This is a genomic window from Candidatus Persebacteraceae bacterium Df01 (assembly GCA_030386295.1).
In the GTDB taxonomy this organism is placed as follows: domain Bacteria; phylum Pseudomonadota; class Gammaproteobacteria; order Tethybacterales; family Persebacteraceae; genus Doriopsillibacter; species Doriopsillibacter californiensis.
In genome coordinates, this window is sequence record JANQAO010000001.1 from 386,566 (window position 1) to 410,627 (window position 24,062).

The 24,062-nt window shown below is 47.6% G+C and carries 19 protein-coding genes and 1 tRNA gene; 10 read left to right on the top strand and 10 right to left on the bottom strand.

All coding sequences use genetic code 11. The features are described from left to right. Window positions 1–2: 2 nt before the first annotated feature. Genes NQX30_01895 through prpB form a run of 4 tightly spaced genes read right to left on the bottom strand, consistent with a single transcriptional unit; the run spans window position 3 to window position 6,751 of the window. Window positions 3–1,439 carry a bifunctional 2-methylcitrate dehydratase/aconitate hydratase gene (locus tag NQX30_01895; GenBank protein MDM5147133.1) on the bottom strand — a complete coding sequence of 479 codons (1,437 nt, stop codon included), beginning with the start codon at window positions 1,437–1,439 and terminating at the stop codon, window positions 3–5. A 16-nt stretch (window positions 1,440–1,455) separates the two neighbouring features. Beyond that, on the bottom strand, window positions 1,456–4,731 hold the full coding sequence (locus NQX30_01900; protein ID MDM5147134.1) for a hypothetical protein: 3,276 nt from the start codon (window positions 4,729–4,731) through the stop codon (window positions 1,456–1,458). Further along, window positions 4,731–5,858 (bottom strand): 2-methylcitrate synthase, encoded by a 1,128-nt coding sequence (gene prpC / locus NQX30_01905; GenBank protein MDM5147135.1) that lies wholly within the window; start codon window positions 5,856–5,858, stop codon window positions 4,731–4,733. The genes NQX30_01900 and prpC overlap by 1 nt, the downstream gene beginning before the upstream one ends. Further along, window positions 5,858–6,751, bottom strand: coding sequence for a methylisocitrate lyase (gene prpB, locus NQX30_01910; protein MDM5147136.1), 894 nt, complete (start codon window positions 6,749–6,751; stop codon window positions 5,858–5,860). Before prpB ends, prpC begins: the two co-directional genes overlap by 1 nt. Window positions 6,752–6,939: 188 nt before the next feature. Between prpB and NQX30_01915 the strand changes: the two genes are divergently transcribed. Next, complete coding sequence (locus NQX30_01915) at window positions 6,940–9,108, top strand: AAA family ATPase (protein MDM5147137.1); 2,169 nt, start codon at window positions 6,940–6,942, stop codon at window positions 9,106–9,108. A 12-nt stretch (window positions 9,109–9,120) separates the two neighbouring features. Here the strand turns inward: NQX30_01915 and NQX30_01920 are convergent, their stop codons facing one another. The 3 genes from NQX30_01920 to msrA are packed head-to-tail and all read right to left on the bottom strand — an operon-like array spanning window position 9,121 to window position 10,524. Further along, window positions 9,121–9,606 (bottom strand): L,D-transpeptidase, encoded by a 486-nt coding sequence (locus NQX30_01920; GenBank protein ID MDM5147138.1) that lies wholly within the window; start codon window positions 9,604–9,606, stop codon window positions 9,121–9,123. After that, entirely contained in the window at window positions 9,603–10,094 is a 492-nt protein-coding gene (gene tadA / locus NQX30_01925) for a tRNA adenosine(34) deaminase TadA (GenBank protein MDM5147139.1), read from the bottom strand. Before tadA ends, NQX30_01920 begins: the two co-directional genes overlap by 4 nt. Next, entirely contained in the window at window positions 10,060–10,524 is a 465-nt protein-coding gene (gene msrA, locus NQX30_01930) for a peptide-methionine (S)-S-oxide reductase MsrA (protein MDM5147140.1), read from the bottom strand. Before msrA ends, tadA begins: the two co-directional genes overlap by 35 nt. A 249-nt stretch (window positions 10,525–10,773) precedes the next feature. On the opposite strand from msrA, the gene NQX30_01935 reads away from it, so the two are divergent. From NQX30_01935 to NQX30_01950, 4 genes are all read left to right on the top strand, one after another. Then, complete coding sequence (locus tag NQX30_01935; GenBank protein MDM5147141.1) at window positions 10,774–11,061, top strand: UxaA family hydrolase; 288 nt, start codon at window positions 10,774–10,776, stop codon at window positions 11,059–11,061. A gap of 13 nt (window positions 11,062–11,074) precedes the next feature. Continuing rightward, window positions 11,075–12,244: a UxaA family hydrolase gene (locus NQX30_01940; protein ID MDM5147142.1), complete on the top strand. Its 1,170-nt coding sequence runs from the start codon at window positions 11,075–11,077 to the stop codon at window positions 12,242–12,244. 222 nt (window positions 12,245–12,466) lie between these two features. Continuing rightward, window positions 12,467–13,633: a YeeE/YedE family protein gene (locus tag NQX30_01945; GenBank protein MDM5147143.1), complete on the top strand. Its 1,167-nt coding sequence runs from the start codon at window positions 12,467–12,469 to the stop codon at window positions 13,631–13,633. A 111-nt stretch (window positions 13,634–13,744) separates the two neighbouring features. After that, window positions 13,745–14,743, top strand: a complete 999-nt coding sequence (locus tag NQX30_01950; GenBank protein MDM5147144.1) for a thioredoxin family protein — start codon at window positions 13,745–13,747, stop codon at window positions 14,741–14,743. Window positions 14,744–14,868: 125 nt separating this feature from the next. Here NQX30_01950 and NQX30_01955 read toward each other — a convergent pair whose 3' ends face one another. After that, window positions 14,869–15,357, bottom strand: coding sequence for a Spy/CpxP family protein refolding chaperone (locus NQX30_01955; GenBank protein ID MDM5147145.1), 489 nt, complete (start codon window positions 15,355–15,357; stop codon window positions 14,869–14,871). 139 nt (window positions 15,358–15,496) lie between these two features. Between NQX30_01955 and NQX30_01960 the strand changes: the two genes are divergently transcribed. The 3 genes from NQX30_01960 (at window position 15,497) to NQX30_01970 (ending at window position 18,974) form a co-directional block, all read left to right on the top strand. Then, window positions 15,497–16,306 carry a carbon-nitrogen hydrolase family protein gene (locus NQX30_01960; protein ID MDM5147146.1) on the top strand — a complete coding sequence of 270 codons (810 nt, stop codon included), beginning with the start codon at window positions 15,497–15,499 and terminating at the stop codon, window positions 16,304–16,306. A gap of 132 nt (window positions 16,307–16,438) precedes the next feature. Beyond that, window positions 16,439–17,878, top strand: a complete 1,440-nt coding sequence (gene tldD / locus NQX30_01965; protein ID MDM5147147.1) for a metalloprotease TldD — start codon at window positions 16,439–16,441, stop codon at window positions 17,876–17,878. Between the two features lie 202 nt (window positions 17,879–18,080). Next, on the top strand, window positions 18,081–18,974 hold the full coding sequence (locus tag NQX30_01970; GenBank protein MDM5147148.1) for a DNA ligase: 894 nt from the start codon (window positions 18,081–18,083) through the stop codon (window positions 18,972–18,974). Between the two features lie 8 nt (window positions 18,975–18,982). Here the strand turns inward: NQX30_01970 and NQX30_01975 are convergent. Beyond that, window positions 18,983–19,056, bottom strand: a tRNA-Gly gene (locus tag NQX30_01975). 142 nt (window positions 19,057–19,198) lie between these two features. Between NQX30_01975 and ileS the strand changes: the two genes are divergently transcribed. Both ileS and lspA read left to right on the top strand, forming a co-directional pair. Beyond that, window positions 19,199–21,982 (top strand): isoleucine--tRNA ligase, encoded by a 2,784-nt coding sequence (ileS, locus tag NQX30_01980; protein MDM5147149.1) that lies wholly within the window; start codon window positions 19,199–19,201, stop codon window positions 21,980–21,982. 22 nt (window positions 21,983–22,004) lie between these two features. Continuing rightward, entirely contained in the window at window positions 22,005–22,481 is a 477-nt protein-coding gene (gene lspA, locus NQX30_01985) for a signal peptidase II (GenBank protein MDM5147150.1), read from the top strand. An 11-nt stretch (window positions 22,482–22,492) separates the two neighbouring features. On the opposite strand, the gene ilvA is transcribed toward lspA, so the two are convergent. Further along, window positions 22,493–24,040, bottom strand: coding sequence for a threonine ammonia-lyase, biosynthetic (gene ilvA / locus NQX30_01990; protein ID MDM5147151.1), 1,548 nt, complete (start codon window positions 24,038–24,040; stop codon window positions 22,493–22,495). Window positions 24,041–24,062 lie beyond the last annotated feature (22 nt).

Consider the following 24,062-nt stretch of genomic DNA (forward strand, 5'->3'; position numbering starts at 1 on the left):
AATTAATTTTTTCCTGTCGCCAACAAATCGCAAAAATCGCGTACTGGTAATTGGTGTAGGCGCGCGTCATCGGCAAATAGACCAACAATTTTTGCACAATGTGGTGGCGTAAAAATCGACTCCAAAGCGCCGGCAAATTTGGCTTGTAAGTGTGGGATGCTTTCTTGCCGTCGCCGTTTGTGTCCGAGCGGATATTCTATTTCTATCCGTTCGCTCGCTGTCCCGTCTTTAAAAAATACCTGTACAGCATTGGCAATGGAGCGTTTATCTGGATTTAGGTAGTCGCGGCTGTATTGAGTATTTTCCACCACTTCCATTTTGTCGCGTAAAGAGTCAATTAATGGATTGTCGGCGATTGTATCCTCATAGTCAGCGGCGGTGAGGCGGCCAAAAATCAGTGGCACAGCAGTCATGTATTGAATGCAGTGGTCGCGGTCTGCTGGGTTATGCAGAGGACCTGTTTTGCTGATAATGCGCACGGCGGACTCTTGCGTTTCAATACGCACTCGCGCAATGTCGTTTATTTTATTAGCGACGGATGTATGCAGCCGCATGGCACATTCAGCAGCAGTTTGAGCGTGAAATTCTGCTGGAAAAGACACCTTAAACAATATATTTTCCATCACGTAAGAACCATATTCTCGATTAACAACCAAGGGGTTTCCACCAAAAGATACATCGGAAAATCCCCACGTTGGCGCGCTCAGTGCTCCAGGGATGGACGTTTCTCCCGCCATTGCCATGAGTGCCAAACGCAAACCGCGGCTAGTGGCATCTCCCGCCGCCCATGATTTACGGCTGCCTGTGTTGGGTGCATGACGATACACGCGTAATGACTGCCCGTCAGCCCATGCGTGCGATATGGCGGCAACGGCTTGTTCTTTGTTGGCGCCCAGCAAGCGGGCACACACAGCGGTAGAAGCCACTTTCACTAGAACTACGTGGTCTAAGCCAACACGATTGAAACTGTTTTCCAGAGCTAGAACTCCCTGAATTTCGTGTGCTTTAACCATCATTTCCAGTACATCGGCTACGGTTAATTCGCCACCACGACGAGACAGATAATCAGCAGTAGCTAAAATGCCGCCTAGATTATCGGACGGGTGTCCCCACTCTGCTGCTAGCCATGTATCGTTAAAGTCCAGCCAGCGAATAAGCGCACCATTGTCAAAGGCTGCCTTTACTGGATCTAGTTGATGCGTTGTACCAATCACTCGTGCGCCGTCCGCAAGCGTTGCTCCCGGCACGATGGGTCCTAAATGGCGCGTGCAGGCATCATACGACAACGCCATTAAAGCGCAGCCAATGCTGTCCATCAGGCACAGTTGTGCTGTTTGTAAAGCGGGCGCAGACGGTGTGCTACGATAAACGTAGTCCATGATACGAATGATGTCGGCGTCTGGCTGTGGACGAATATTGGAATCAGACTGGTTAGACATAATTGTTTTTTATAAATTATATTTTTGTCGCCGCTTGAGCGGCAATAAATCGTGTGGCGTGGTGAATCGTAGGATTAACCAGCGGTAATTGGTTGATAAGCGATAGTACACGTGAGTAATTTCCTAATTGATATTGTGCAGCCATTGCTGACAGTAATACAATTTGCCCTGATTGGGTATTGAAGTCGGAATACGAAAATAATTCCTGTGTCGTGTCGGCTAGGGTGGTGGCGTCACGTAAGGAAAGCGCTCGCCAAAATTGTGTGTAAATACCGGCAATTGATCCCGCATCTGCTAACTGTTCAGCAACGCACCCTTCTTCTTCCAATAGCTCCCAAACAACGAGCATGTTTTCTCGGCTAATATGCGGCATTAGTCGAGTAATGAGCGAGCTGACACTCAGCATATATTTGCCGGCGTTGTTTCCATTATTGTTATTGGCGGCCATATCCGCGTTATTCTCTTCTTCTTCGGAGTTTGTGGAAGAAAGGGTTAAATCTACCTTGCTTTCTGGGTTGTCAGAACCGTGTTCAGATCTTTTGATAACCGTGTTCTCCTCCTCATTTTCTGTTGTATCATGACGATTACTGTAGCAGGATAATGATTGCATTGCATTGATAAGGCGGATCAACTCGCCGTTTTCTTCCTTTAAAGAAGCGAACAACTTACGCGCCGAAGCGATTTCATTTGCCAATGGGGAACGAGGAAGGGCGGCAACTGCTTCCGGTGACATTTTCCAGTCTCCTGCCATTTCCATTACTGGCACCGGTAATGACCGAACATTTGGCCATATATAGTGAGTCTTAGTAAAGAAAGACAAAGGAGCATGGTGTTCTAAATAGGGGAAATAATCAGAATTAGCCGGTGTATTAAACGATTCGTAATAGGGCAACATATGTTTTTTATCGCCTACAAACAATTGCTCAACATCGGGAGCGCTATGAAATCCATAATATCCAAAAAATTCACGGGCGTTATCGTCAGCAAAAATGGCAGATAATAGTGGTGGCACTTGTCCATCCGCCACCGTGATAATTACCAAATCGCTACTTGAGGATAAATACATTCTAAAATCGGAAAATTCTTCGCTCAATGCGCGGGCAATGGAAGCAACTAATTGCGGCGAACTTTCGTAAAGTGGTGTCCATTGCACAAAAACGCCATCTTGAGCCAGCGAGGTGCGCACGCGGCGATAAAATTCTTTGGTAAATAGGCTAGCAACGCCACTAATCCACGGGTTGGAAGGTCCAGAAACAATAATATCGTATTTCCCCCCGGTACGAATAAAAGCACTCTTAGCATCATCAATAATAAAATGATTACGCGGATCAGAAAATACCGGCGCAACTTTTTCTCCCATTTGTTGAGCTCCCGCTATGACCATTGGTTCAATCTCAATGTTGTCCACACGCTGCAATTTAGAAGATTGCAGCAAAGTGCGTGTAGTTAACCCACTACCAAACCCTATATTGGCAGCAGTACGCGCATCTGGACGTGCTAACAGTGGTAATAATCCCAACATTGTCATCGTCATCTCGTCACTGCTGTAATTGTCTGATTGGTTATCGTATACAATCGCCGCATCAATTTTGCCGTTGGTGCGGATAGATTTGTCGCTCTTAAGTCCGTTTGTTCGCTCCAACACCGATATTGAGGCGGTTTTTCCATCGCGATAAAAAACAATTTTCTGGTTTTCTCCTATCGCCTGTCCGTGGCGGAAGACCCCAGCGGCGGCGTATTGCAGCGGAATATTTCCAAACAACAAGGTAACAGCCAGTACCGCTGTTGTAAAACTTGTCGCCGTAAAAGAAAACAGTCGCCGACCGACATAAGCAAACAATCCTATTCCTAGCAGCACATCGGCCAGAGCACCGATGAGTATGCCGTTTTTGACACCAACATGAGTAAGCAGCACGTGTACCGCCAGAAAAACACCAATAATAGAGCCGATAGTATTGGCAGCATAAACAATACCTAAAGACGCTTCGCCGCGCTGAGCCATCAAAAGCCGTGTAATAAGGGGCAACGTCATGCCTGCACAAATGGTTACTGGTAGCATCAGCGCCGTCGCCAACCCAGCACCAAACAAAAGGTGCTTGACATAAGCCGTCGTATCGCGCGCTTCTGTTGACCATTGAGCAATGTATTGTTCAAATAAAAACGGATATGCGAGCAAAGAAACCATTGCTAAGCAACCCATAACTACTTGAATGCTGCCAAGCAACACCAGCGGTTCAGCGACTTTATCAATGCGTTGCTTGACCAACAAACTGCCTAAGGCTAACCCGGCAATAAACACTCCTAGCACAATTTCAAAGGAATGAGTAGAAGCACCGAGCAGCAGGGAAATCATGCGTACCCACATAATTTCGTAAATAAACGATGACAAGCCGGTAACGGCCGCAACCACAATCAAAATCCATTCTAAACGAGAAAGTTTATAAGGATAACTGATAGCAGGTGGTGGTGGTTGTTTGCCTTCTCCGTAGCGGAGTATGAGTATCCACACAAGAGCAGCAATGGCAAAATTAATCATGCTGCCAACGGCGCCGGCGCCGGGCAGCCCTAATGCTGGCAATAATAAAAAGCTGTTGCACAGCACGCCAATTGCCGCGCCGAGGAAATTAGTAAAGTACAGCATGGCGATAATTTCGCCTGGTCGTTTGTCCCACAGTCGAAGCATGCCGGCACTAAGCAATGGAAACGTGGCACCCAGCAATAACGCTTGTGGAAATATTAGTGCTGCTGCCAGTCCCCATTTGAGGAGCGTTGCCGCTTCTATGGTTTGCGTGGCAGGCAGTGCAAAATTGAGTGCCCAATCCAGTGTAGCAACATAAATATGGTGAAAATATATTGCTGCCAAGGCCAGCACCGCTTCCACCGCAACATAGGCAAGCAGTGGGCGTGTCAGGCGAGTACTAAAACGCGCTACCAATGCCGAGCCGCCGGCCAATCCCAGCAAAAATATCGCCAGTACTAGTGCCTGCGCATAAGCAGCATGACCAAGAAAAATTTTAAGATAACGAGTCCATAGTGATTCATAAATCAAAGCTGAAAAACCCGATGCGGCAAAAATCGCGTAATACCACCATTTCTGCAGACTATCCTTTACGGCTGGCGCTTGCGGTGGCGGATTCATCTCTCTTATTTCATGACCGCCGTCGGTAGTAGGGGTCGCGCTTTTTAGTAGTTCGGTTGCCGAGGTGTCTGGCGGATGAGAAATTGTGGCAGTGGGAATATCAGATTCGGTAACTGAATTTGATAAGTAATTATCTTTGTCAGTCAAAGTCATTATTGTGAATTTTCTCTTTGTTCAATAGCGATGAAAGGCCGGTCATCCGGACCGACATAATCGGCAGCTGGTCGAATCAAACGGTTATCGGCACGTTGTTCGATAATGTGTGCCGCCCAACCGCTAATGCGTGAAACTACAAACAATGGGGTAAATAGCGACGTTGGTACTCCCATAAAATGATAGGCTGAGGCGCTGTAAAAATCCAGATTTGGAAACATTTTCTTTTTAGCCCACATTTTTTGTTCAATAGCTTCCGACACGGCAAATAATTTCTCATTTGGATGCCCCTGAGATAATCGTTGTGATTGCGTTTTAATAATTTCGTTGCGTGGATCGCACACCGAGTATACGGCGTGACCGAAACCCATGATTTTTTCCTTGCGCGCCAGCATGGCGTCAATGTTAGTAACAGCGTCCACAGGAGAGTCAAAGCGTTCAATTAGTGTCATTGCCCACTCGTTGGCGCCGCCGTGCAATGGTCCGCTTAGTGCGCCAATCGCCGCCGTTACTGCTGAATGGAAATCTGATAGCGTCGCCGTTACTACACGGGCGGAAAAAGTGGAAGCGTTAAATTCGTGCTCGGCGTATAGTACTAGCGATACGTCCATCGCCGACGTTTCGTCAGCGAGCGGCGGAGTGCCTTTAATCAAGTGCAATAATTGGGTAGCGATATTGTCATCATCGGTGTTGGTATCAATGCGTTCGCCATGTTGCACAAAACGATACCAATATCCCAAAGCACTTGGAAAAAAAGCTAACAAGCGTTCTGCTACATCTATTTGTCGTGAAAAATCACCTTCCGGCTCTATCGTGCCTAATATTGAACAGGCAGTGCGCATAACATCCATCGGACGAGCAGTGGCGGGGATTTTCTCAAGCGTTTCACGTACTGTTGGCGGTAGCCCGCGCAGTTTACGCAAGCGCTTTTTGAATGCAACTAATTCGGTTACTGTAGGTAATTCGCCGTGTAAGAGTAGCCACGCCGTTTCTTCAAAACTAGCGTGTGCTGCTAATTCTTCAATTGAATAGCCGCGGTAAGTTAATCCACGACCGGCTTTCCCACATGTTGCAATTGCTGTACGTCCGGCGCTTACGCCACGTAATCCATCAGTATTTCGCGTCATTATTTTTCTCCAAAAAGGCTATCCATTTTTTGTTCGCAAGCATGATAGTTTAAATAATCATACAATTCTTCGCGCGTTTGCATACCATCTAAAACCGCCTGCTGGCTGCCCTCGCGGCGAATTACACGATACGTATCAAGTGCCGCTTTATTCATAGATCTAAATGCCGACAATGGAAACAACATGATGTTCACACCAGCATCCGCCAATTCTTGTGCCGTGAAAAGCGGAGTGTGACCAAACTCAGTAATGTTAGCCAAAATCGGTTTTTGGCAGGTCTCTTTAAAAGCGCGATAATCGTCCAAGGTATTGGCAGCTTCAACAAAAATCATATCGGCGCCGGCTTCGGCATAGGCACAGGCGCGTTCTAATGCTTGTGTATGCGACTCTGATGCCAGTGCATCAGTACGCGCCATAATGACAAAAGAATCATCAGGACGGGCGTCTACCGCGGCACGCACCCGGTCGGTCATTTCTTCCGCTGTTACCAGCGTTTTGTTAGGGCGATGACCACAACGTTTGGCCTGCGCTTGATCTTCTAAGTGAATGCCGGCGGCACCGGAACGAGTGAGTGATTTGACCGTGCGGGCAATATTGAGCCAAGTGCCAAAGCCGGTATCCGCATCTACCAGTAGGGGAAGCTCGGAGGCGGCGGTAATACGCTCGGCGTCAATTATCACGTCTTGCAGTGTTGTCACTGCCAAATCGGGAAGTCCCATCGCCGCGGCTACGCCACCACCGGATAAATATAAAGAATCAAAACCCGCTCTTTCGGCCATCCTAGCGCAATAACCGTTAATCACGCCCGGCATAAGGAGCGGTGCGTGCTGTTGTGCTGCCTGCCGTAACTGTGCCCCCGCCGACAAGCGTTTGATGGGATTTATGGATGACATAGTTAATGGTTGCCGATGAAACCGGCTTTTATTGAGACAAATCAGCTTGCAACGGTAAATATGTATTATACTTTAATCTCAAACGGCGCTTGCTAGTTTTTGTTTTTTGGACAGGGTCAGTGCCCAACATGCTAGAGCAAGTAGTTTTATATCAACCACTCATAGCGGACGTTGTTTTATAAAACATTATGATTACGCAAGAGTTAGAAGAAAACATTAACTTTACCCACGCTGATGCGCGGCGGCGTGGCTTAGAAGTCATTACCGTTGAGCATTTGGTACTGGTACTAATTGATAATTCATCCGTACGCCAGTGCTTAACTTCTTGCCGTGCCGATGTGCAAAGTTTGCGACAAGATTTGGAACATTTTTTGGAATCACGGGTAGTGCACACGCCTGGATGCTCTCCTTCCCCTACTGCCAGCTTTCAGCGAGTGCTCAAGCGAGCAATTTCGCAAACGCGCAATCATGCCCATGCCAAGGCATCTGGCGCGCATGTTTTGGCGGCGGTGTTTGCGGAGCCCGGCTCACATGCTGCCTATTTCTTAAAAAAAAATGGAGTAGAACGGCTGGCGGTGCTGGCACACACTAGCGAACAAGCAGAAAAATTCAAATCCGATGAGACTAAGCTTAACACCGATAATGATCTAGTAGCGCTTGCCGCCGCCGGTGAAATTGACGCGCCGTTAGGACGTGAAGAAGAAGTGCAGGAATTGATACGCATACTTAGTCGTAAATACAAAAATAATCCACTGCTTGTTGGTGAGTCGGGAGTTGGAAAAACCGCTGTGGTACACAAACTAGCGTACGCGGCGGCAGCACAACAGGCGCCGGAAGCGCTAGCCGGCATGAAGTTGTTTTCGGTCTCCATCGGCGATTTAGTGGCAGGGACTAAATACCGCGGTGATTTTGAGCAACGGCTGCACCAACTCATAGAAAGATGCCGTGCCCACACCAACGCAGTTATGTTTATTGATGAAATTCACACACTCATTGGCGCTGGCGCTGTTTCTGGCAACAATTTGGATGCAGCCAACATTCTCAAACCGGTACTTGGCGGTAGTGGAATTCGCTGTATTGGAGCCACGACCTTTTCCGAATATCGCCGTATTTTTGAAAAAGAGGCGGCGTTGGCGCGGCGGTTTCAAAAAATACATATTGACGAACCTAAAGATGCAGAATTGACAGTTATCCTTAACGGTATTATTGAACGATTGTCGGCGCATCACAAAGTCATTTACGCGCCGACTGCAGCAGCTTCTGCGGTACACTATTCTCGTCGTTTTTTGCCTTCGCGTTTTTTGCCTGACAAAGCCATTGACGTGTTGGATGACGCTGGTGCTCAACGGCGTTTCGCGGGTGGTAAAACGCCGGTTGACGATGACGCCATTGCCACCGCAGCGACTGCAGCGGCAGGGTTGCCACAGCGCGCCGCTGACCATGGCCGACATTTGCGCGGCTTGGAACAACAACTGGCATCTGCCGTTATTGACCAACCAGAAGCAGCAAAAGTGCTCGCCAATGCGGTATTACGATTACAGCTGGGCTATCACGATAGCACTCGCACCGCTGGCGCCTTTTTGTTTGCAGGCCCCACTGGTGTCGGCAAGACCGAAATGAGCCGTCGATTGGCCGGTTTTTTGGGTGTATCGTTGTTGCGATTTGATATGTCTGAGTGCATGGAAGCGCATGCCGTATCGCGCCTCATTGGCGCGCCTCCTGGGTATGTAGGTTACGAACAAAGTGGTCAATTAGTGGAAAGGATTTCCCATCATCCTAATGCTGTCGTATTGCTAGATGAAATTGAAAAAGCGCACCCTGACGTGCTCAATATACTTTTGCAGGTAATGGATTATGGAGTGCTTACCGACAATGCTGGGCGCCGTGCTGATTTTTCCGGTGCTATTTTGGTAATGACTACTAATGCCGGCGCAGCACAGTGGGAGCGCGCGCCTGTCGGTTTTTCTCGTGATGATGCCGCACAGGCAGGTACGGAAGCGTTATCGCGCCAACTTTCTCCCGAATTTCGCAATCGCTTAGATGCCGTCGTACGGTTTACGCCGTTGGGTAAGGCAACGTTGTCGCGCATTTTGAGTCTGCGCTTGAAAGAACTTAGTCACCGTTTGCTAGTAGACAAAAAAATCCATATCAATGTTGGCCGCCGCTTGCGAGTGCGCCTACTAGCGGACGGGTTTTCTGCTGCGATGGGAGCCCGTCCGTTAGAGAGACTTATCCGTGAACATATTATGGAACCGCTGGCACAGGCCGAAGCTGCCGGTCAAATTGTTGCTGGTGGACGCTATGCATTAGAAGACAACAATGGTGTCGCAACCGTCAATGTCTGTTCTGTACATTGATAAATATAAAGGTTATTCTGCTTCTACGATATTTACTGACACGCTAGTTTCCACCAAATCAAAAAGTTCCACAATTTCCAAATTTGCCATGCGCACGCAGCCATGAGAACTGGGGATGCCTAGTGTTGTTGAATCTGGCGTGCCGTGAATATAAATATGGCGGCTTAGCGTATCTACATCACCACCCTGATTTTTATTTGGTTCACAACCGGCTAACCATAAAATGCGCGTAAGTATCCAGTCTCGGTCTGGTTGTTGGTTAGTTAGTTGTGGCGAATAAATTTCTCCAGTGGGTTGCCGTCCTCGAAAAACGGTATTTATCGGCATATTAGCGCCGATTTTGGTGTGAATGGTGTGTCGCCCGCGCGGCGTTTGAAAACTGTTCACGCGCTCTCCGGCGCCGTTAGCAGCAGTGGATACAGAATAATGCCGCAGCAAATCATTATTTTCAAACAATTGTAGCGATTGTGCTGCCAGATTAATAACAATTTCTTTCATCGTCGCTGCCGGAAGAAATCACGTAGTACTGCTGCTGCCTCATCGGCATACAGTCCGCTCGCAACCTCGGTATGATGATTGAATTTTCGTTCTTTGTGCAAGGCGCTAACGCTTCCCAACGCGCCGGTTTTTGGATCGGCCGTTGCATAAATGACGGATCGCAGCCGAGCATGAAATATTGCTCCCGCACACATCGCACACGGCTCTAAAGTTACCGCTAAATGGCAATCAGGTAGGCGATAATTGTGCCGCACCCGGCAGGCGGCTCGCAATGCGGCCATTTCAGCATGTGCCGATACGTCACTGTTTGCAATCACACGGTTGTATCCTTCGCCAATAATTGTGCCATCGTTATCGTAAATCACGGCTCCTACCGGCACTTCGCCGTCTGTTGCCGCAGTGACGGCCAGTTCTAGCGCTTGCTGCATGGCGTGACGCGCATGTTCGGAATATTCAGCTGAAAAAACCACCGCGGCGTTTTTGCACATAAGATTGGTGATAGTCTTCTGCCGGCCAAAATGTGTCGGCGGCGGTAATTTGTGTTGCAATCGGGCGCGAAAATCCCGCTTGCGCCGCGATTTTGGATTGTTCCGCTGCTCGTCGTTGCGCATCAGTCAAATAAAAAATTGCCGAACGGTATTGGCTGCCCACATCCGGTCCTTGCCGGTTTTGTTGAGTGGGGTCATGTAGCTGCCAAAATTGCGCCAGCAACTCCTCATAGGGTACCGTTTGCGGATTAAATATAATTTCTATCGCTTCGGCATGACCAGTGTCGCCCGCGCAGACTTGTTTATAAGTGGGTTCAGAAATTGTGCCACCGATATAACCAACGCGAGAGTCGCTTACCCCAGTTATGTTTTGAAAAGTTGCTTCTACTCCCCAAAAGCAACCGGCAGCAAAAATCGCTTTTTCGCTCATTTTTTAATTATAGGCTTCCGCGTTCCACCACGCAATTTTTGCATTTAGTAAAGCTTTTTGCTTTCGTTATTAGCTGCTTTTAATGCGCGCAAAACACAGAAATACAGATTGAAAATATTGAAATTAAACAAAAAGCGTTCACTCTGTTAGTGACCGCCTAATCCCTGCATTAATAGACATAGATTATAATCATCATTTCACGCTGCCTTGGCAACCCCTAGGTCAATATATATGGAAAGGTTAAATTAAATGAACGTGCCACATTTGCTTATTCACCATCATAAAGACAACGTTGGTGTGGTAGTGACGGAAGAGTTGACTGCTAACACCGAAGTGCTTTGTGTGATTACCGAAGATAATTCTGAATTCAAACTTACAGTTACCGCCGCTGCCCCACTTGGGCACAAAATTGCTCTTGCTGACTTGCGTCAAGGCGATACGGTTATTAAATACGGCGAGGATATCGGCAAAATGACTGCCGATGTTACTAAAGGTGGCTATGTACATGTGCATAATTTAAAAACTAAGCGCTGGTGAAATAGGAGAAATAATGACAGATTCAACATTTTGGGGTTATCGGCGTGAAAACGGTCGTGTCGGCGTGCGCAACATGGTAGCCATTTTGCCAGTAGACGATATTTCTAACGCGGCCTGTGAAGCAGTTGCGGCACATATTCAAGGTACGACGGCGTTACCGCACGCCTATGGGCGTTTGCAATTTGGCGCTGATTTGGAATTGCATTTTCGCACCATTATCGGTGCCGGAAGCAATCCCAACATTGCAGCTTGTGTTGTTATCGGCATTGAGCCTGGCTGGACGCAGCGCGTCGCTGATGGCATTGCTGAAACCGGCAAACCAGTAGCAGCTTTTTCTATTGGGCGCAATGGCGATATTAATACCGTCGCTGCCGCTTCACGTAAAGCTAAAGAATTTGTCCACGCAGCCACCGGTCAGCTGCGTGAAGAGTGCGATTTGTCCGAATTATGGATTTCCACCAAATGCGGTGAATCCGACCCAACCACCGGTTTGGGTTCTTGCCCAACGGTGGGTAATATGTACGACAAACTTCTGCCCAAAGGGATTTATGGTGTGTTCGGCGAAACGTCGGAACTCACTGGTGCCGAGCATCTATGCCGCGCTCGCGCTGCCAGCGATGCCGCCGGCGAAAAATTCATGCAAATATTCAATGCCTATCAAGAAGAAGTTATTGAAGCGCACAAAATATCCGATTTGTCCGAATCACAACCGACAAAGGGCAACATAGAAGGCGGACTGTCTACTATTGAAGAAAAAGCGCTGGGTAATCTAGAAAAAATCGGACGAACCTCTCGCTATATAGATGCGTTAGGACCGGCAGAGTCTCCTGCAAAAGGAGCAGGACTGTATTTTATGGATACTTCATCGGCGGCGGCAGAGTGTGTGACGTTGATGGCGGCGGCGGGCTATGTAGTTCACACCTTTCCCACCGGGCAAGGCAATGTTGTCGGCAACCCGATTGTGCCAGTAATCAAAATTAGTGCGAACCCGCGCACCGTGCGTACCATGTCAGAGCATATTGATGTGGATGTCTCCGGTATTTTACGTCGTGAAATGACATTGGACGCTGCTGGCGATGTGCTGATTGACAATATTCGTCAGACTGCTAATGGCCGCTTGACCGCTGCCGAAGTATTGGGTCATCGCGAATTTGTCATGACTAAGCTGTATCGTTCGGCTTAGCCATTGCTAAAAAGTAGCTGCATCTCCTAGCCAACGCACACAGTTTCTACTCAACAGAAAAATAATTGACCGCTGATAATCGGTGGTCGGGGTTGGTAAGCGGATATTAATTGAGCAATAATTACATTAAAGAATAAATAAATAATATAATATATTTTTTTGTAATATGATGAAAATTTGTTATCGCCATTTTTGGCTATACCGAATTACTTACTTATTCGGATGATCTCAACACTATCAAAAAATATAATTGATTTTGTAGCAGCTAACTGGGTTTACCGTCTATTTGGTATTGCCATGTGGATGTTGAGCGGTGGGTTCATTGTTTTTTTATATATCGCTTATGGCTGGCAAAAATCTGCTTTGGCTATAACTGGTTTGGCTATCGGCGTGGTATTTTTTCGTTGTCAATTTGGTTTTAGCTATACGTGGCGAGTGTTGTTTACGCGGGGGGATGGCACCGGGTTGCGGGCGCAAATGTTATGGATTGCGTTAGCCGCTTTGCCTTTTGCGTGGTTGAGTGGCAATATCGGCGGCGGCGATGTGTACGCCGTGATGAATGTACGACCGCTTACCACCGGAATTGCCGTTGGTGCTTTATTGTTTGGTGTTGGTATGCAGTTGGGTGGTGCTTGTACTTCAGGCTCTATTGTCGGTGCAGGTCAAGGCGGTACCGTACCGTTCATATCAATTGCTGGCTTTATTGCAGGTGCGATTGTTGCCGCAGAACAAGCTGAATTTTGGCAGGAGCTGCCGGCGGCTACCTCTTTTTCTTTTTATGGTGAATGGGGTATTTGGGGTGCGTTAGCTATTATTGCTATGGGGATAGTTGTTATTTTGGCATCGTTGACCTTACCGTTACCAAGTAATTCATCAGCGCCTCCGCCAAAGCGAATGTCGCTTTATGTGGGCGCCATTATTTTGGCATTGTTATCAATCATACTGCTTGCGCTGGCAAAACAGCCGTGGGGAATTATCAATGGACTGAGTATATTGGGTGCTAAAACGTTATTTATTTTGGGATACGAAGACATTGAATTTTGGGATTATTGGTCGCGTTTTGCAACTGGTTCAGATGCTTTGCACAGCGGTTGGTTTGAAGGAACGCAGCTAGTAACAACGGTTAGCATGTTGTTGGGAGTTGTTGTTGCCGCGGTTGCCGCAGGTAAATTCTCTCTTTCTTTTGGTGGAGGTAAGCGCCTATTATTGTCTTTGTCCGGTGGTGTTATCATGGGTTATGGTGCGCAAATCAGCTATGGTTGTAATATCGGTTCCTATATCAGTGCTTTGTCTTCGGGAAGCGCTCACGGCTGGTTGTGGCTATTTTTTGCGTTTGTCGGGACGGCGATAGGCGTTGGTGCCCGGCGTTTAGTGGGACTGGACAAGTAATGTCTTTTGTAGCATGAAGTGAGGCATCAAAAAAAGCAAGTGTCTGTGCGACGAGTTAAGTGGTTGATAAACGTCGCGCTGATTATATTAAACAAAACAGGAAGCAACAGTATGTCTAAATCGTTGTGTTTTTTCTTGGCAATGGCAATATCATTGTTGGCGACGGCGCAAGAGTCGGCGGGTGATTATGTGGTGACGCGAGATACTCCATCTTGGTTTAAGTCGTCTTTTTTGGATTTCCCTGAAGACATTAGCGAGGCAGCGGCGGAGGGCAAACAGCTGATGGTATATTTTGGACAAGACGGTTGTCCTTATTGTAAAAAGCTGCATGATGACAATTTTCACCAAGCTGAAATTGTCTCACTGCTCAAAGAAAAATTTGATTCGGTTGCAGTGAACATGTTTGGTGATTTGGATGCAGTGTGGATTGATGGCGAAGAATACATCGAAAAAACACTCGCGCGACGATTGAATATTCAATTTACTCCGACCTTGCTATTTTTGGATGACGAGGGCAACGAAGTATTGCGCATTGCTGGCTATCAATCGCCACCACGTTTTTTGTCGGCGCTGCACTATGTATTGAGCGATCTGACAGATGGCGTTTCTTTTGCTGACTATTGGCGACAGCAGGCAAAACAAGATGAAAAGGTCACTGCCTTGCCCGATTTGGCGCCACCATTTTCTGCACCACCATATAATTTGTCATCGCCCTCAAAAATGACGGCAGTGCTAGTTACCCAAAGTAGCTGTTCAATTTGTAACGAGTGGCAGAATTTTTTGTCAAGTGACAAAGCTAAACAATGGCACGAAGCCTTTGCTTATGTGCGGTTAGATTTATTTGGTCGTGACAATACCATGAGCGGCGACCAAACGGCATCACAGTGGGTACTTGATAAGCAAGTCGCATTTGTTCCAGCCATTATTTTTTTGGATGAAAGCGGAACCGAGCAATTTCGTGTTGACGGATATTTGCGTGATTTTCATCTGAGCTCTGTGCTTGATTATGTGGCTAGTGGTGCTTATCGTCGTGAGCCGGAATTCCAACGTTTTTTACAGCAACGTAGTGATCAGTTGCGGCAGCAAGGAGAAAACGTTACCATTTGGTAATCAATGAATGTGCTTTAGGTAACCTGCGAAAAAAAATAACTTTCGGATATCGGGAATTGATTTTTTTCAAAGGAATGACAAAAAGCGGGCGGACTACAATAGCTCACCCGCCAGGAGGGATAAAATTAATGTTCTTCGTGATTCCATTTATTGCCATGATCACCGTGCTTACCGTGCTTACCGTGATGTCCCATGTGGCCACGAGAAACGAAAGACAGTAATACATCCGTGGCTTTCTGACGTTGTTCCTTGGTCAAAACAGCGTGAAAATCTGATAATTTTTCCGCCATATATTCCTGCATATCATCATGTCGCTGTTGATGCATTTTCAACAACCCTAGGGCGTCTTCTTTGCTCAGCGAGTCTTTGCTCAGTGTGGCGCGCACTTCGTCACGTGTTTGGTCATATATTTTTTGGCGATATTCTCGTGTTTCTTTTAGAATGTTAGCTAACTGTTGTTCTTGCTGGTCGTTCAAATCCAATTTTTCGGAAACACGAGATATCATTTTGTCGTTTCCGTTTTTGTTGAATTTTGCCGTAGCAACACCGCCAACCGCCAAGGCGCTAACAGCGATAATAGCAACGACTATTTTCTTTGTGGCTGATTCGATCATTGTGATTTCCTTTTAGAATTAATAATATTGTTATTATTGCGCAGGCGTTAGTCGATTTTTATGTCAATAAAGCAACACTGAGTTTCAGTTTGTATCGTAGGTATCACAGCGGTGGCACGCAACAAGATACAATTATCGAATGAAAAAAATAGTTACCGTTGCTTGTTTACAAATGAATTCCGGCGGTGAGGTTGCTGCCAACTTGGCACTAGCTAATGACTTGTTACAACAAGCTGCCGCTGGTGGTGCACAATTGGCTGCGTTGCCGGAATTTTTTCCGCTTATTGCTGCGGATGAAACGTTTAAATTGAGCATTGCCGAAAAAGATGATGACGGTCCTATACAAAACTTTTTGTCGCGATCGGCGGCAACACACCGCATGTACATCGTTGGTGGCACATTGCCTATCGATGCTGGTAGCGGGCGTGTTTTTTCATCTTGTCTGCTATACGGACCGGACGGTACTCGGTTGGCGCGTTATGACAAAATACATTTGTTTCGTTTTTCTGGACATAAACAGACTATAGATGAAACCGTTACTATCATTCCGGGCGACACGGTTACGGTGGTGGACACGGAGCTGGGACGCATCGGATTGGCAGTATGTTATGACTTACGTTTTCCCGAATTATTTCGAGCTATGGAGCAACCGGATATTATTATCGTTCCTTCTGCGTTTACTCGCGAAACTGGTGCGGCGCATTGGGAGGTTTTGTTGCGTGCTCGGGCAGTAGAAAATCTCGCTCATGTATTGGCACCGGCACAAGCCGGCGTTCATCTGGGAGGGAGAAAAACTTATGGCAATAGTATGCTTATTGACCATTGGGGTAATGTCCTTGCTCGGGCAGATGGTGATAGCAATTGCGTTATTTTTTCTGAAATCAATGCGGCCCAGCGCGAAGAGCATCGCCAGCGCCTACCCGCACTCAGTCATCGCTTAATTAAATAATGTCGTATATTTGCGCTATTCCATCAGCTTGTCGGATAATGCGGACACGGCACTGTTTATATAAATGCCCGATGATCATAACGATATAATGGCTGATAGCAAATTAATCCTACTAATAACAAAGGAATAACAATGAATGACACTCTTTCACAGGCGGAAACGTTACTACTGGCTCCCGCTGATTTAACTGTGGAAAAAGTGCGGCAGCAATTAGCGATGGAGGCACACGGGTTGGATTGGCTTGACGTATATGTACAGCACAGCATTCGTGAAGGCTGGCAATTAGAAGACGGCAAAGTTAAAACGGGACATTACAACGAAGATCGTGGTATTGGCTTGCGCGCTTTGCATGGTGAGACCACCGCTTGCGCTAGTAGTGACATTATTGCGCGGGCAACTATCGCTGATATTAGTCGTGTGGCGCGCGTTGCCAAAGCCCATGGCGGCACGCTTGTTATGGGTGAAGTTGAGCAACCAACTGCTGCACCGCCGCGTTTTGCCGTTACTAATCCGATAGTAATGACGGCGGATGCTGACAAAATTTCATTGCTTAAAAAAGTTGATGCTTTGGCTCGTGCTGCCGATCCGCGAGTGGAAAATGTAATCGCTAGTGTGGCGGCGGCACACGATACAGTACTGGTGGTTCGCGCTGATGGTGTGGCGGCGGCGGACATTCGTCCAATGGTGCGATTGAGTGTGCAAGTTATTATTGCTGGTGGAGGTAAGCGCGAAATTGGCAGTAGCGGTGGCGGAGGCCGGCACAATTTTGAATATTTTAGCGAGAGTGTGGTGCATCACATTGTTTTGCACGCCGTTCAACAAGCGGCACAAAAATTGGAAGCCGAGCCAGCCCCCGCTGGCGTAATGCCCGTTGTATTAGGGCCGGGTTGGGCTGGCGTTATTCTCCACGAAGCGGTTGGACATGGTTTGGAAGGTGATTTTAACCGTAAAGAACAGTCCGCTTTTTCTGGGCGAATTGGCGAACGTGTGGCTGCTCCTGGTGTGACAGTAGTGGACGCCGGCGATATTGACGGTCGACGAGGATCTTTGTCGTGTGATGATGAAGGAACGCCAACACAGGCAACGACTCTAATAGAAGACGGTATTCTCTGCCGTTACATGCAAGACATTGCTAACGCTAGACTAATGAAGGCTGCGCCTACTGGTAACGGTCGCCGAGAGTCTTATGCGCATCCGCCGATGCCACGTATGACCAACACGTTTATGCCGGCAGGTAAACACGCGCCAGAAGAAATTATCGCTTCGGTTGATCGCGGATTGTATGCCGCTGATTTCAACGGTGGCGAAGTGGACATTACCAATGGCAATTTTGTGTTTGGTTGTTCTACAGCACAATTGATTGAAAACGGAAAACTGGGTGCGACGGTTAAGGGTGCAACGATTATTGGCAACGGCCCTGCCATAATGCCGCATATTTCCATGGTGGGAAGTGATTTTGCGTTAGATCCGGGTATCGGTAATTGCGGCAAAAACGGTCAATGGGTGCCGGTAGGTGTGGGTCAACCGACAATTCGAGTGGATGCGCTTAATGTCGGTGGTGAGCGAAGTTAGTAATCTTCGGTATTTTCGGAGAGTGAATTGTAAAACCGCGGTGGGCGGTGAATGAGTCGTTGCAAATATAGTGAAAATTATAAAAGAGCCAGATATTAACAGGCATGTATGGGGGTGTTTTTTTAGAAAGAAAAATTTCAAATTTTCATTGCTACTCTATCTTTTATTCGTGAATATGCGGTTAAGCTAGAATGCTTGCGGGATGAATCGGGTTTTCTTTAGACAAGCGCGGTATCGCATCGGCAATGTTATAAGGCAATTATTTTGTATTTTTGTCGTATTGTTGGTGTTGCCAGTTGCCGCTGGTGAACCGGTTGATTTGTTGCTAGCAAATAACTATCGCGATGACATTAATTTATCCGATTATTATGTGAGTGAAAAACTGGACGGCGTGCGTGCCTATTGGGACGGTAAAAAACTGATTTCGCGCAAAGGCAATGTGTTTACAGCACCGACGTGGTTTGTTAAAAATTTTCCGGACGCGCCGCTAGACGGAGAGTTGTGGAGTGGTCGCGGGCAATTTGACTTTATCAGCGGTACGGTGCGCCGCGTTCAACCGCATGATGGCTGGAGTGAAATTGGTTACATGGTTTTTGACATGCCTGAGGCAGGTGGTGATTTTAGCAATCGCCTACAATTGTTGCAGGAAACTGTCACTGTTGCTAATACGCCATATTTGAAAGTGGTAAAACAAATCGAAGTGGCAGACAAAAAAACGCTTATGCAACGTATGAAACAAGTGGTAAACACTGGCGGCGAGGGACTGATGCTTCGGCGTAAAGATTCACTTTATCGCGGCGGGCGTAGCAATGACTTGCTTAAGCTCAAGTTATTTAATGACGCTGAGGCGGTGGTTATTGCGCATCATCCGGGGAAGGGAAAGTTTTTGGGCATGCTCGGCAGTTTGGGATTGCAGATGCCTAACGGCACGACATTTCACGTGGGAACCGGTTTTTCTAATGAACAGCGATTGTCCCCACCGCCTGTTGGTGCTGTTGTAACATACAAATATCAGGGGCTGACCAACAACGGTAAGCCGCGGTTTCCAGTTTTTTTGCGAGTGCGCAAAGATGAGCCTCCCAGCACTAAACCTTAATTCGAAATTGGAGCGGGTGAAGGGAATCGAACCCTCGCTCTCAGCATGGGAAGCTGATGTTCTACCATTGGACCACACCCGCGCTCAGACTAAATTATAATGGACACTCGGCGTACGATGATGTGGGAAATGAGTGAAACGGTTGATGTTTCTTTGTTACTGGTTGATTGTTAGAAAATTAGTTGCCGTCTGCCGGAAACGCCTGATTTATAATTTCGTTCTTCATGTCTAAAAAATACGCCGAAACTCTCAATCTATTTGATTCGCCTTTTCCCATGCGAGGGAATTTGGCTAAACGCGAGCCAGATATGCTGGCCGCTTGGGAGCGTCGGCAGTTATATCAGCAGGTACGAAAAACTGCGCGTGGACGTAAAACTTTTGTATTGCATGATGGACCTCCTTACGCCAATGGTGATTTGCATGTCGGTCACGTCGTCAACAAAGTACTCAAAGATATTATTGTCCGCTCAAAGACGCTGGCTGGTTATGATGCACCCTACAAACCCGGTTGGGATTGTCACGGATTGCCCATTGAGCATCAAGTAGAAAAAAGCGGTGGCGACCGCGCGAACCCAGATGCTTTTCGCCGCCAATGTCGCACCTTTGCCGAAACACAAATTGTTCGGCAAAAAGCAGGTTTTATCCGTATGGGCGTGTTTGGTGACTGGAATAATCCATATAAAACGATGGACGTTTCTACCGAAGCTGGCATTATCCGTATGCTGGGTAACATTTATAAGCGTGGTCTTATCTCGCATCGATTAAAGTCGGTGTCGTGGTGTGTGAATTGCGAATCAGCATTGGCCGAAGCAGAAATAGAATACGAAGATCACCAATCGCTGGCGGTGGATGTGGCTTTTGCTGCCGCCGATAGTGTTGCAGTTAATCACGTTTTTGGTGTCGCCAGCAAAACGTCGGTATTTGCCGTTATCTGGACTACCACCACCTGGACACTACCGGCCAATCGTGCTATTGTTGTGCATCCAGAATTGGAATATGTGCTGGTGGAAACCACCGATAAGCGCCGGTTTATCGTTGCGGAAAACCTACGCGAGGCATCGCTGGCACGCTGGAACATGGCAGCGGCAACAATTATCGGGCGTGCCAAAGGTGCGGCGTTGGGTGGGTTAGCTTTTCGTCATCCTTTTTATGAACGTGAGTCAATGTTATTGACTGGTGAGCACGTGACTGCCGAAGTCGGTACTGGTTTGGTGCATACTGCGCCGGCACATGGCGAAGATGATTTTAATGTAGGCATCAAACACGGGCTACCGTTGGAGTCACCAGTAGACGGTGGCGGATATTTTATTGCCTCACTGCCGTTGTTTGGGGGTATGAAAGCGCAAGATGCGGTGCTGCACATTGCCGATATGCTGGCACAGAGCGGCCATTTATTAGCACGTGAAAATTATTCACACTCTTATCCCAAGTGTTGGCGGCATAAATCACCAATTGTATTTCGTACCGATTGGCAGTGGTTTATGGATATGGATGTGCCGTTTGCCGAAGGCCGCACACTACGCGAGACCGCGCGACAGGCGATTGCGGAAACGACATTTTGTCCACCGTGGGGAAAAAATCGTATAGATGCGATGGTGGCTGGGCGTCCTAACTGGTGTTTATCTCGGCAACGCTTTTGGAATGTGCCGATTCCTTTTTTCCTGCACAAGGAAACTGGGCAATTGCACCCGCGCACCGCTGAGATTGTTGAGCAAGCGGCGGGGATTGTTGAGCAAGGAGGTATTGAAGCTTGGTTTGCTATCAGCACCAAAGCTGTGCTGGGTGATGAGGCTGACAACTATGACAAAGTCCGCGACACGCTGGATGTGTGGTTCGATTCCGGTGCAACCCACTACGCTGTGATGGGTTGGACGGGTGACGAGGCATCTCGCCCTGATATGTATCTGGAAGGATCTGACCAGCATCGTGGTTGGTTTCAGTCTTCGCTAATGACCGGTTGCGCAACGCATGGACGCGCGCCCTACCGGCAGGTTCTCACACATGGTTTTGTCATTGCTGGTGACGGTCGAAAAATGAGTAAATCATTGGGTAATGCCATGTCACCAGAAGATATTATTAACGATAAGGGCGCGGATATTTTGCGTCTGTGGGTGGGAAGTTCTGATTACGGCGGTGAGATTTCGCTGTCGGATGAGATTCTCAACAGAGTGATTGAAATCTATCGACGGGTGCGTAATACGGTGCGCTTTCTGCTTGTGAATGTGTCAGATTTTAGTCCGCAAGCGGATATTGTCGTGCCCGATGATATGTTGGAAATAGACCGACTCATGCTAGGGCGCACTGAAATATTTCGTCAAGCCATTGTTGCGCACTATGACAATTATGATTTCCACGAGGCGGTTAGGCGGTTACATCGTTTTTGTTCTGTGGAGCTGGGTAGCTTTTATTTGGATATTCTCAAAGACCGGTTGTACACTTGCCCGCAAAATTCTCATTCCCGCCGTTCGGCACAAAGTGCGTTGTATCACATTACTGAGTTGCTGATTAAAGCGATAGCGCCGGTATTGTGCTTTACCGCCGATGAAGCGTGGCGGGCGTTAGTCGGTGATGAAGAAGACAGCCCTCTATTGCATACGTGGGAGGCGTCATTGCCGCAGGCAGATGATGGCGAAGTATTGGCAAAAAAATGGATGGCGATTGATGAGTGGCGTGCGTTGGCGCTACGTGAAATTGAAGTTCAGCGCGCTGCCGGTAACATTCGTTCGTCATTGGAGGCGGAAGTGGAGTTTGCTGGTGACGCAGATTCGCTATCTTCACTACAATCGCTCGGAAGCGAGGCTCGACATGCGTTTATTGTTTCTGCCGTATCTTTCGTGGAGCAACCGGACTCAACGCCAGCAGTTACGGTGCGCAAGTCGGCACACACAAAATGCGCGCGTTGTTGGCACCACGAAGCCGATATTGGTGTACACGTAGTGCATGCAGAATTGTGTGGCCGCTGCGTGGCAACATTGAGTGGTAGCGATGGTGGTCGTCGTTTTGTTTAGAGTGTATTAGATTCAAAAACGCATGCGCGTGTGGCAATGGCGAGCGGTGCTGGTAGTGTTGATTATTGTCGTTGCTGACCAGTGGACTAAGTGGTTGGTAGTGCATTCATCGCTGACTCAGCAATCGATTGAGTTAACACCATTTTTGCGTCTGGTGTACGCCGAAAACACCGGTGCTGCATTTAGTTTTCTCGCTAATGTTGGCGACTGGGGGCGTTGGTTATTGCTGGCGGCGTCTTTTTTTATTTGTGTGATATTACTTGTTTGGTTGCAACGTGCTACTCGTCCGATAGAAATCACTGCGCTTATTTTGATTCTCGGTGGGGCAGTGGGTAATGTAATTGACCGCGTGCGACAGGGTTATGTAGTAGATTTTATAGATATACATATTGGCACGTATCATTGGCCAGCGTTTAATATTGCTGATTCTGCTATCACCGTTGGCGCAGTTGTATTGGTGTTGGTGGTTTTTGCTGGAGAAAAAAAAGACAGCGAATAGTGAATGTTTTATTAACGTTGTCCTTCTAAAAACAGTCGGTACGCCGGGTTATTTACTTCCAACGTGTGGGGATAACCCACGTCGCGCAAAAATTTGTCAAACTGTTTTCTCTCCGCCGGAGGTACTTGCATTCCCACCAAAACTCGACCAGCATCAGCACCGTTGTTGCGGTAGTGGAATAAACTAATATTCCAGTTAAATCTAGAGATTCCCAAGGTGTTGAGAAATTTCATCAGCGCTCCTGGTTTTTCGGGGTACTCAAAACGATACAGCAATTCGTTGGTAGCGGGAGCGCGTCCTCCTACCATGTGGCGGATGTGTGTTTTTGCCATTTCATCATCGGTTAAATCAATAGTTGGCAGATTGTGTGCGCGCAACTTTTGTAGTAACTGGCGACGTTCAGCGGTACCTTGAATCTCTACGCCGACAAAAATATGCGCCTTATTGGGGTCATCCATGCGATAGTTAAATTCGGTGATATTGCGTTTTTCCAGTAAGGCGCAAAACTGGCGAAAACTGCCTGGTCGTTCGGAAATCGTCACTGCGAACAGCGCTTCGCGTTGTTCTCCTACTTCTGCACGCTCGGCAATAAAACGCAAACGGTCAAAATTCATGTTGGCGCCACAGGCTAAGGCAATCAGGTTTTTATTTCGCCACCGATTTCGGGCAGCATAGCGCTTGAGGCCGGCGATGGCCAGTGCACCACCAGGTTCAAAAATCACTCGCGTGTCTTCATATAAGTCTTTTACTGCAGCACACAACGCGTCGTTGTTGACTACAATAACATCGTCCAGCAATTCACGAGCAAAAGCAAACGGTAATCGCCCCGGCTGTTTGACCGCTACGGCATCGGCAAAAGCGCCAACCTGTGGTAGCTGAACCCGTCGTCCCGCAACCAAAGAAGCGTGCATGGAAGCCGATTCTTCTGCTTCTACGCCAATGATGCGCACATCGGGACGTAAGGCCTTTACGTAAGCCGCTATGCCGGTTATCAGACCGCCTCCACCGATAGCGCAAAATATTGCCTGTAACGGCGCTGGGTGTTGACGCAGAATTTCAGCAGCGATAGTGCCATTGCCGGCGATAATATCCTTGTCGTCAAATGGTGGAATAAACACGGCGCCGGTTTCTCTGGCTGTTTGTTGCGCCGTCAAATTAGCATCATCAAAACTGTCGCCGGTTAGTACTACTTTTGCCCCTCTCGCTCGCACTGCTTCCACTTTAATGCGCTGAGCATGGCGTGGCATAAAAATAGAAGCGCGGCAGCCCAGTTTTTGTGCAGACAAGGCAACTCCTTGAGCGTGATTGCCAGCAGATGCAGCAATCACTCCTTTTTTGAGCCGTGCTGCCGGCAAGCGCGTCATTTTATGATAGGCTCCGCGAATTTTAAAAGAAAAAACGGAATGCATATCTTCACGCTTAATCAATATCTTATTGCTAACTTGCGCGGATAAGGCCGGCATTGTGGTTAGCGGTGTTTCGCGCACCAAATCATAAATGCGAGTATTAATGACACTGCGAATCAATGATTCTTGAAACGATTTGAGTTCTTTTTTCATAGTCCGTATTGTAGGGGAGTAG

Coding starts and splice junctions, on each gene's coding strand:
- NQX30_01895 (MDM5147133.1), bottom strand. CDS start 1,439: ATGTCTAACCAGTCTGATTCCAATATTCGTCCACAGCCAGACGCCGAC.
- NQX30_01900 (MDM5147134.1), bottom strand. CDS start 4,731: ATGACTTTGACTGACAAAGATAATTACTTATCAAATTCAGTTACCGAA.
- prpC (MDM5147135.1), bottom strand. CDS start 5,858: ATGACGCGAAATACTGATGGATTACGTGGCGTAAGCGCCGGACGTACA.
- prpB (MDM5147136.1), bottom strand. CDS start 6,751: ATGTCATCCATAAATCCCATCAAACGCTTGTCGGCGGGGGCACAGTTA.
- NQX30_01915 (MDM5147137.1), top strand. CDS start 6,940: ATGATTACGCAAGAGTTAGAAGAAAACATTAACTTTACCCACGCTGAT.
- NQX30_01920 (MDM5147138.1), bottom strand. CDS start 9,606: ATGAAAGAAATTGTTATTAATCTGGCAGCACAATCGCTACAATTGTTT.
- tadA (MDM5147139.1), bottom strand. CDS start 10,094: ATGTGCAAAAACGCCGCGGTGGTTTTTTCAGCTGAATATTCCGAACAT.
- msrA (MDM5147140.1), bottom strand. CDS start 10,524: ATGAGCGAAAAAGCGATTTTTGCTGCCGGTTGCTTTTGGGGAGTAGAA.
- NQX30_01935 (MDM5147141.1), top strand. CDS start 10,774: ATGAACGTGCCACATTTGCTTATTCACCATCATAAAGACAACGTTGGT.
- NQX30_01940 (MDM5147142.1), top strand. CDS start 11,075: ATGACAGATTCAACATTTTGGGGTTATCGGCGTGAAAACGGTCGTGTC.
- NQX30_01945 (MDM5147143.1), top strand. CDS start 12,467: ATGATCTCAACACTATCAAAAAATATAATTGATTTTGTAGCAGCTAAC.
- NQX30_01950 (MDM5147144.1), top strand. CDS start 13,745: ATGTCTAAATCGTTGTGTTTTTTCTTGGCAATGGCAATATCATTGTTG.
- NQX30_01955 (MDM5147145.1), bottom strand. CDS start 15,357: ATGATCGAATCAGCCACAAAGAAAATAGTCGTTGCTATTATCGCTGTT.
- NQX30_01960 (MDM5147146.1), top strand. CDS start 15,497: ATGAAAAAAATAGTTACCGTTGCTTGTTTACAAATGAATTCCGGCGGT.
- tldD (MDM5147147.1), top strand. CDS start 16,439: ATGAATGACACTCTTTCACAGGCGGAAACGTTACTACTGGCTCCCGCT.
- NQX30_01970 (MDM5147148.1), top strand. CDS start 18,081: ATGAATCGGGTTTTCTTTAGACAAGCGCGGTATCGCATCGGCAATGTT.
- ileS (MDM5147149.1), top strand. CDS start 19,199: ATGTCTAAAAAATACGCCGAAACTCTCAATCTATTTGATTCGCCTTTT.
- lspA (MDM5147150.1), top strand. CDS start 22,005: ATGCGCGTGTGGCAATGGCGAGCGGTGCTGGTAGTGTTGATTATTGTC.
- ilvA (MDM5147151.1), bottom strand. CDS start 24,040: ATGAAAAAAGAACTCAAATCGTTTCAAGAATCATTGATTCGCAGTGTC.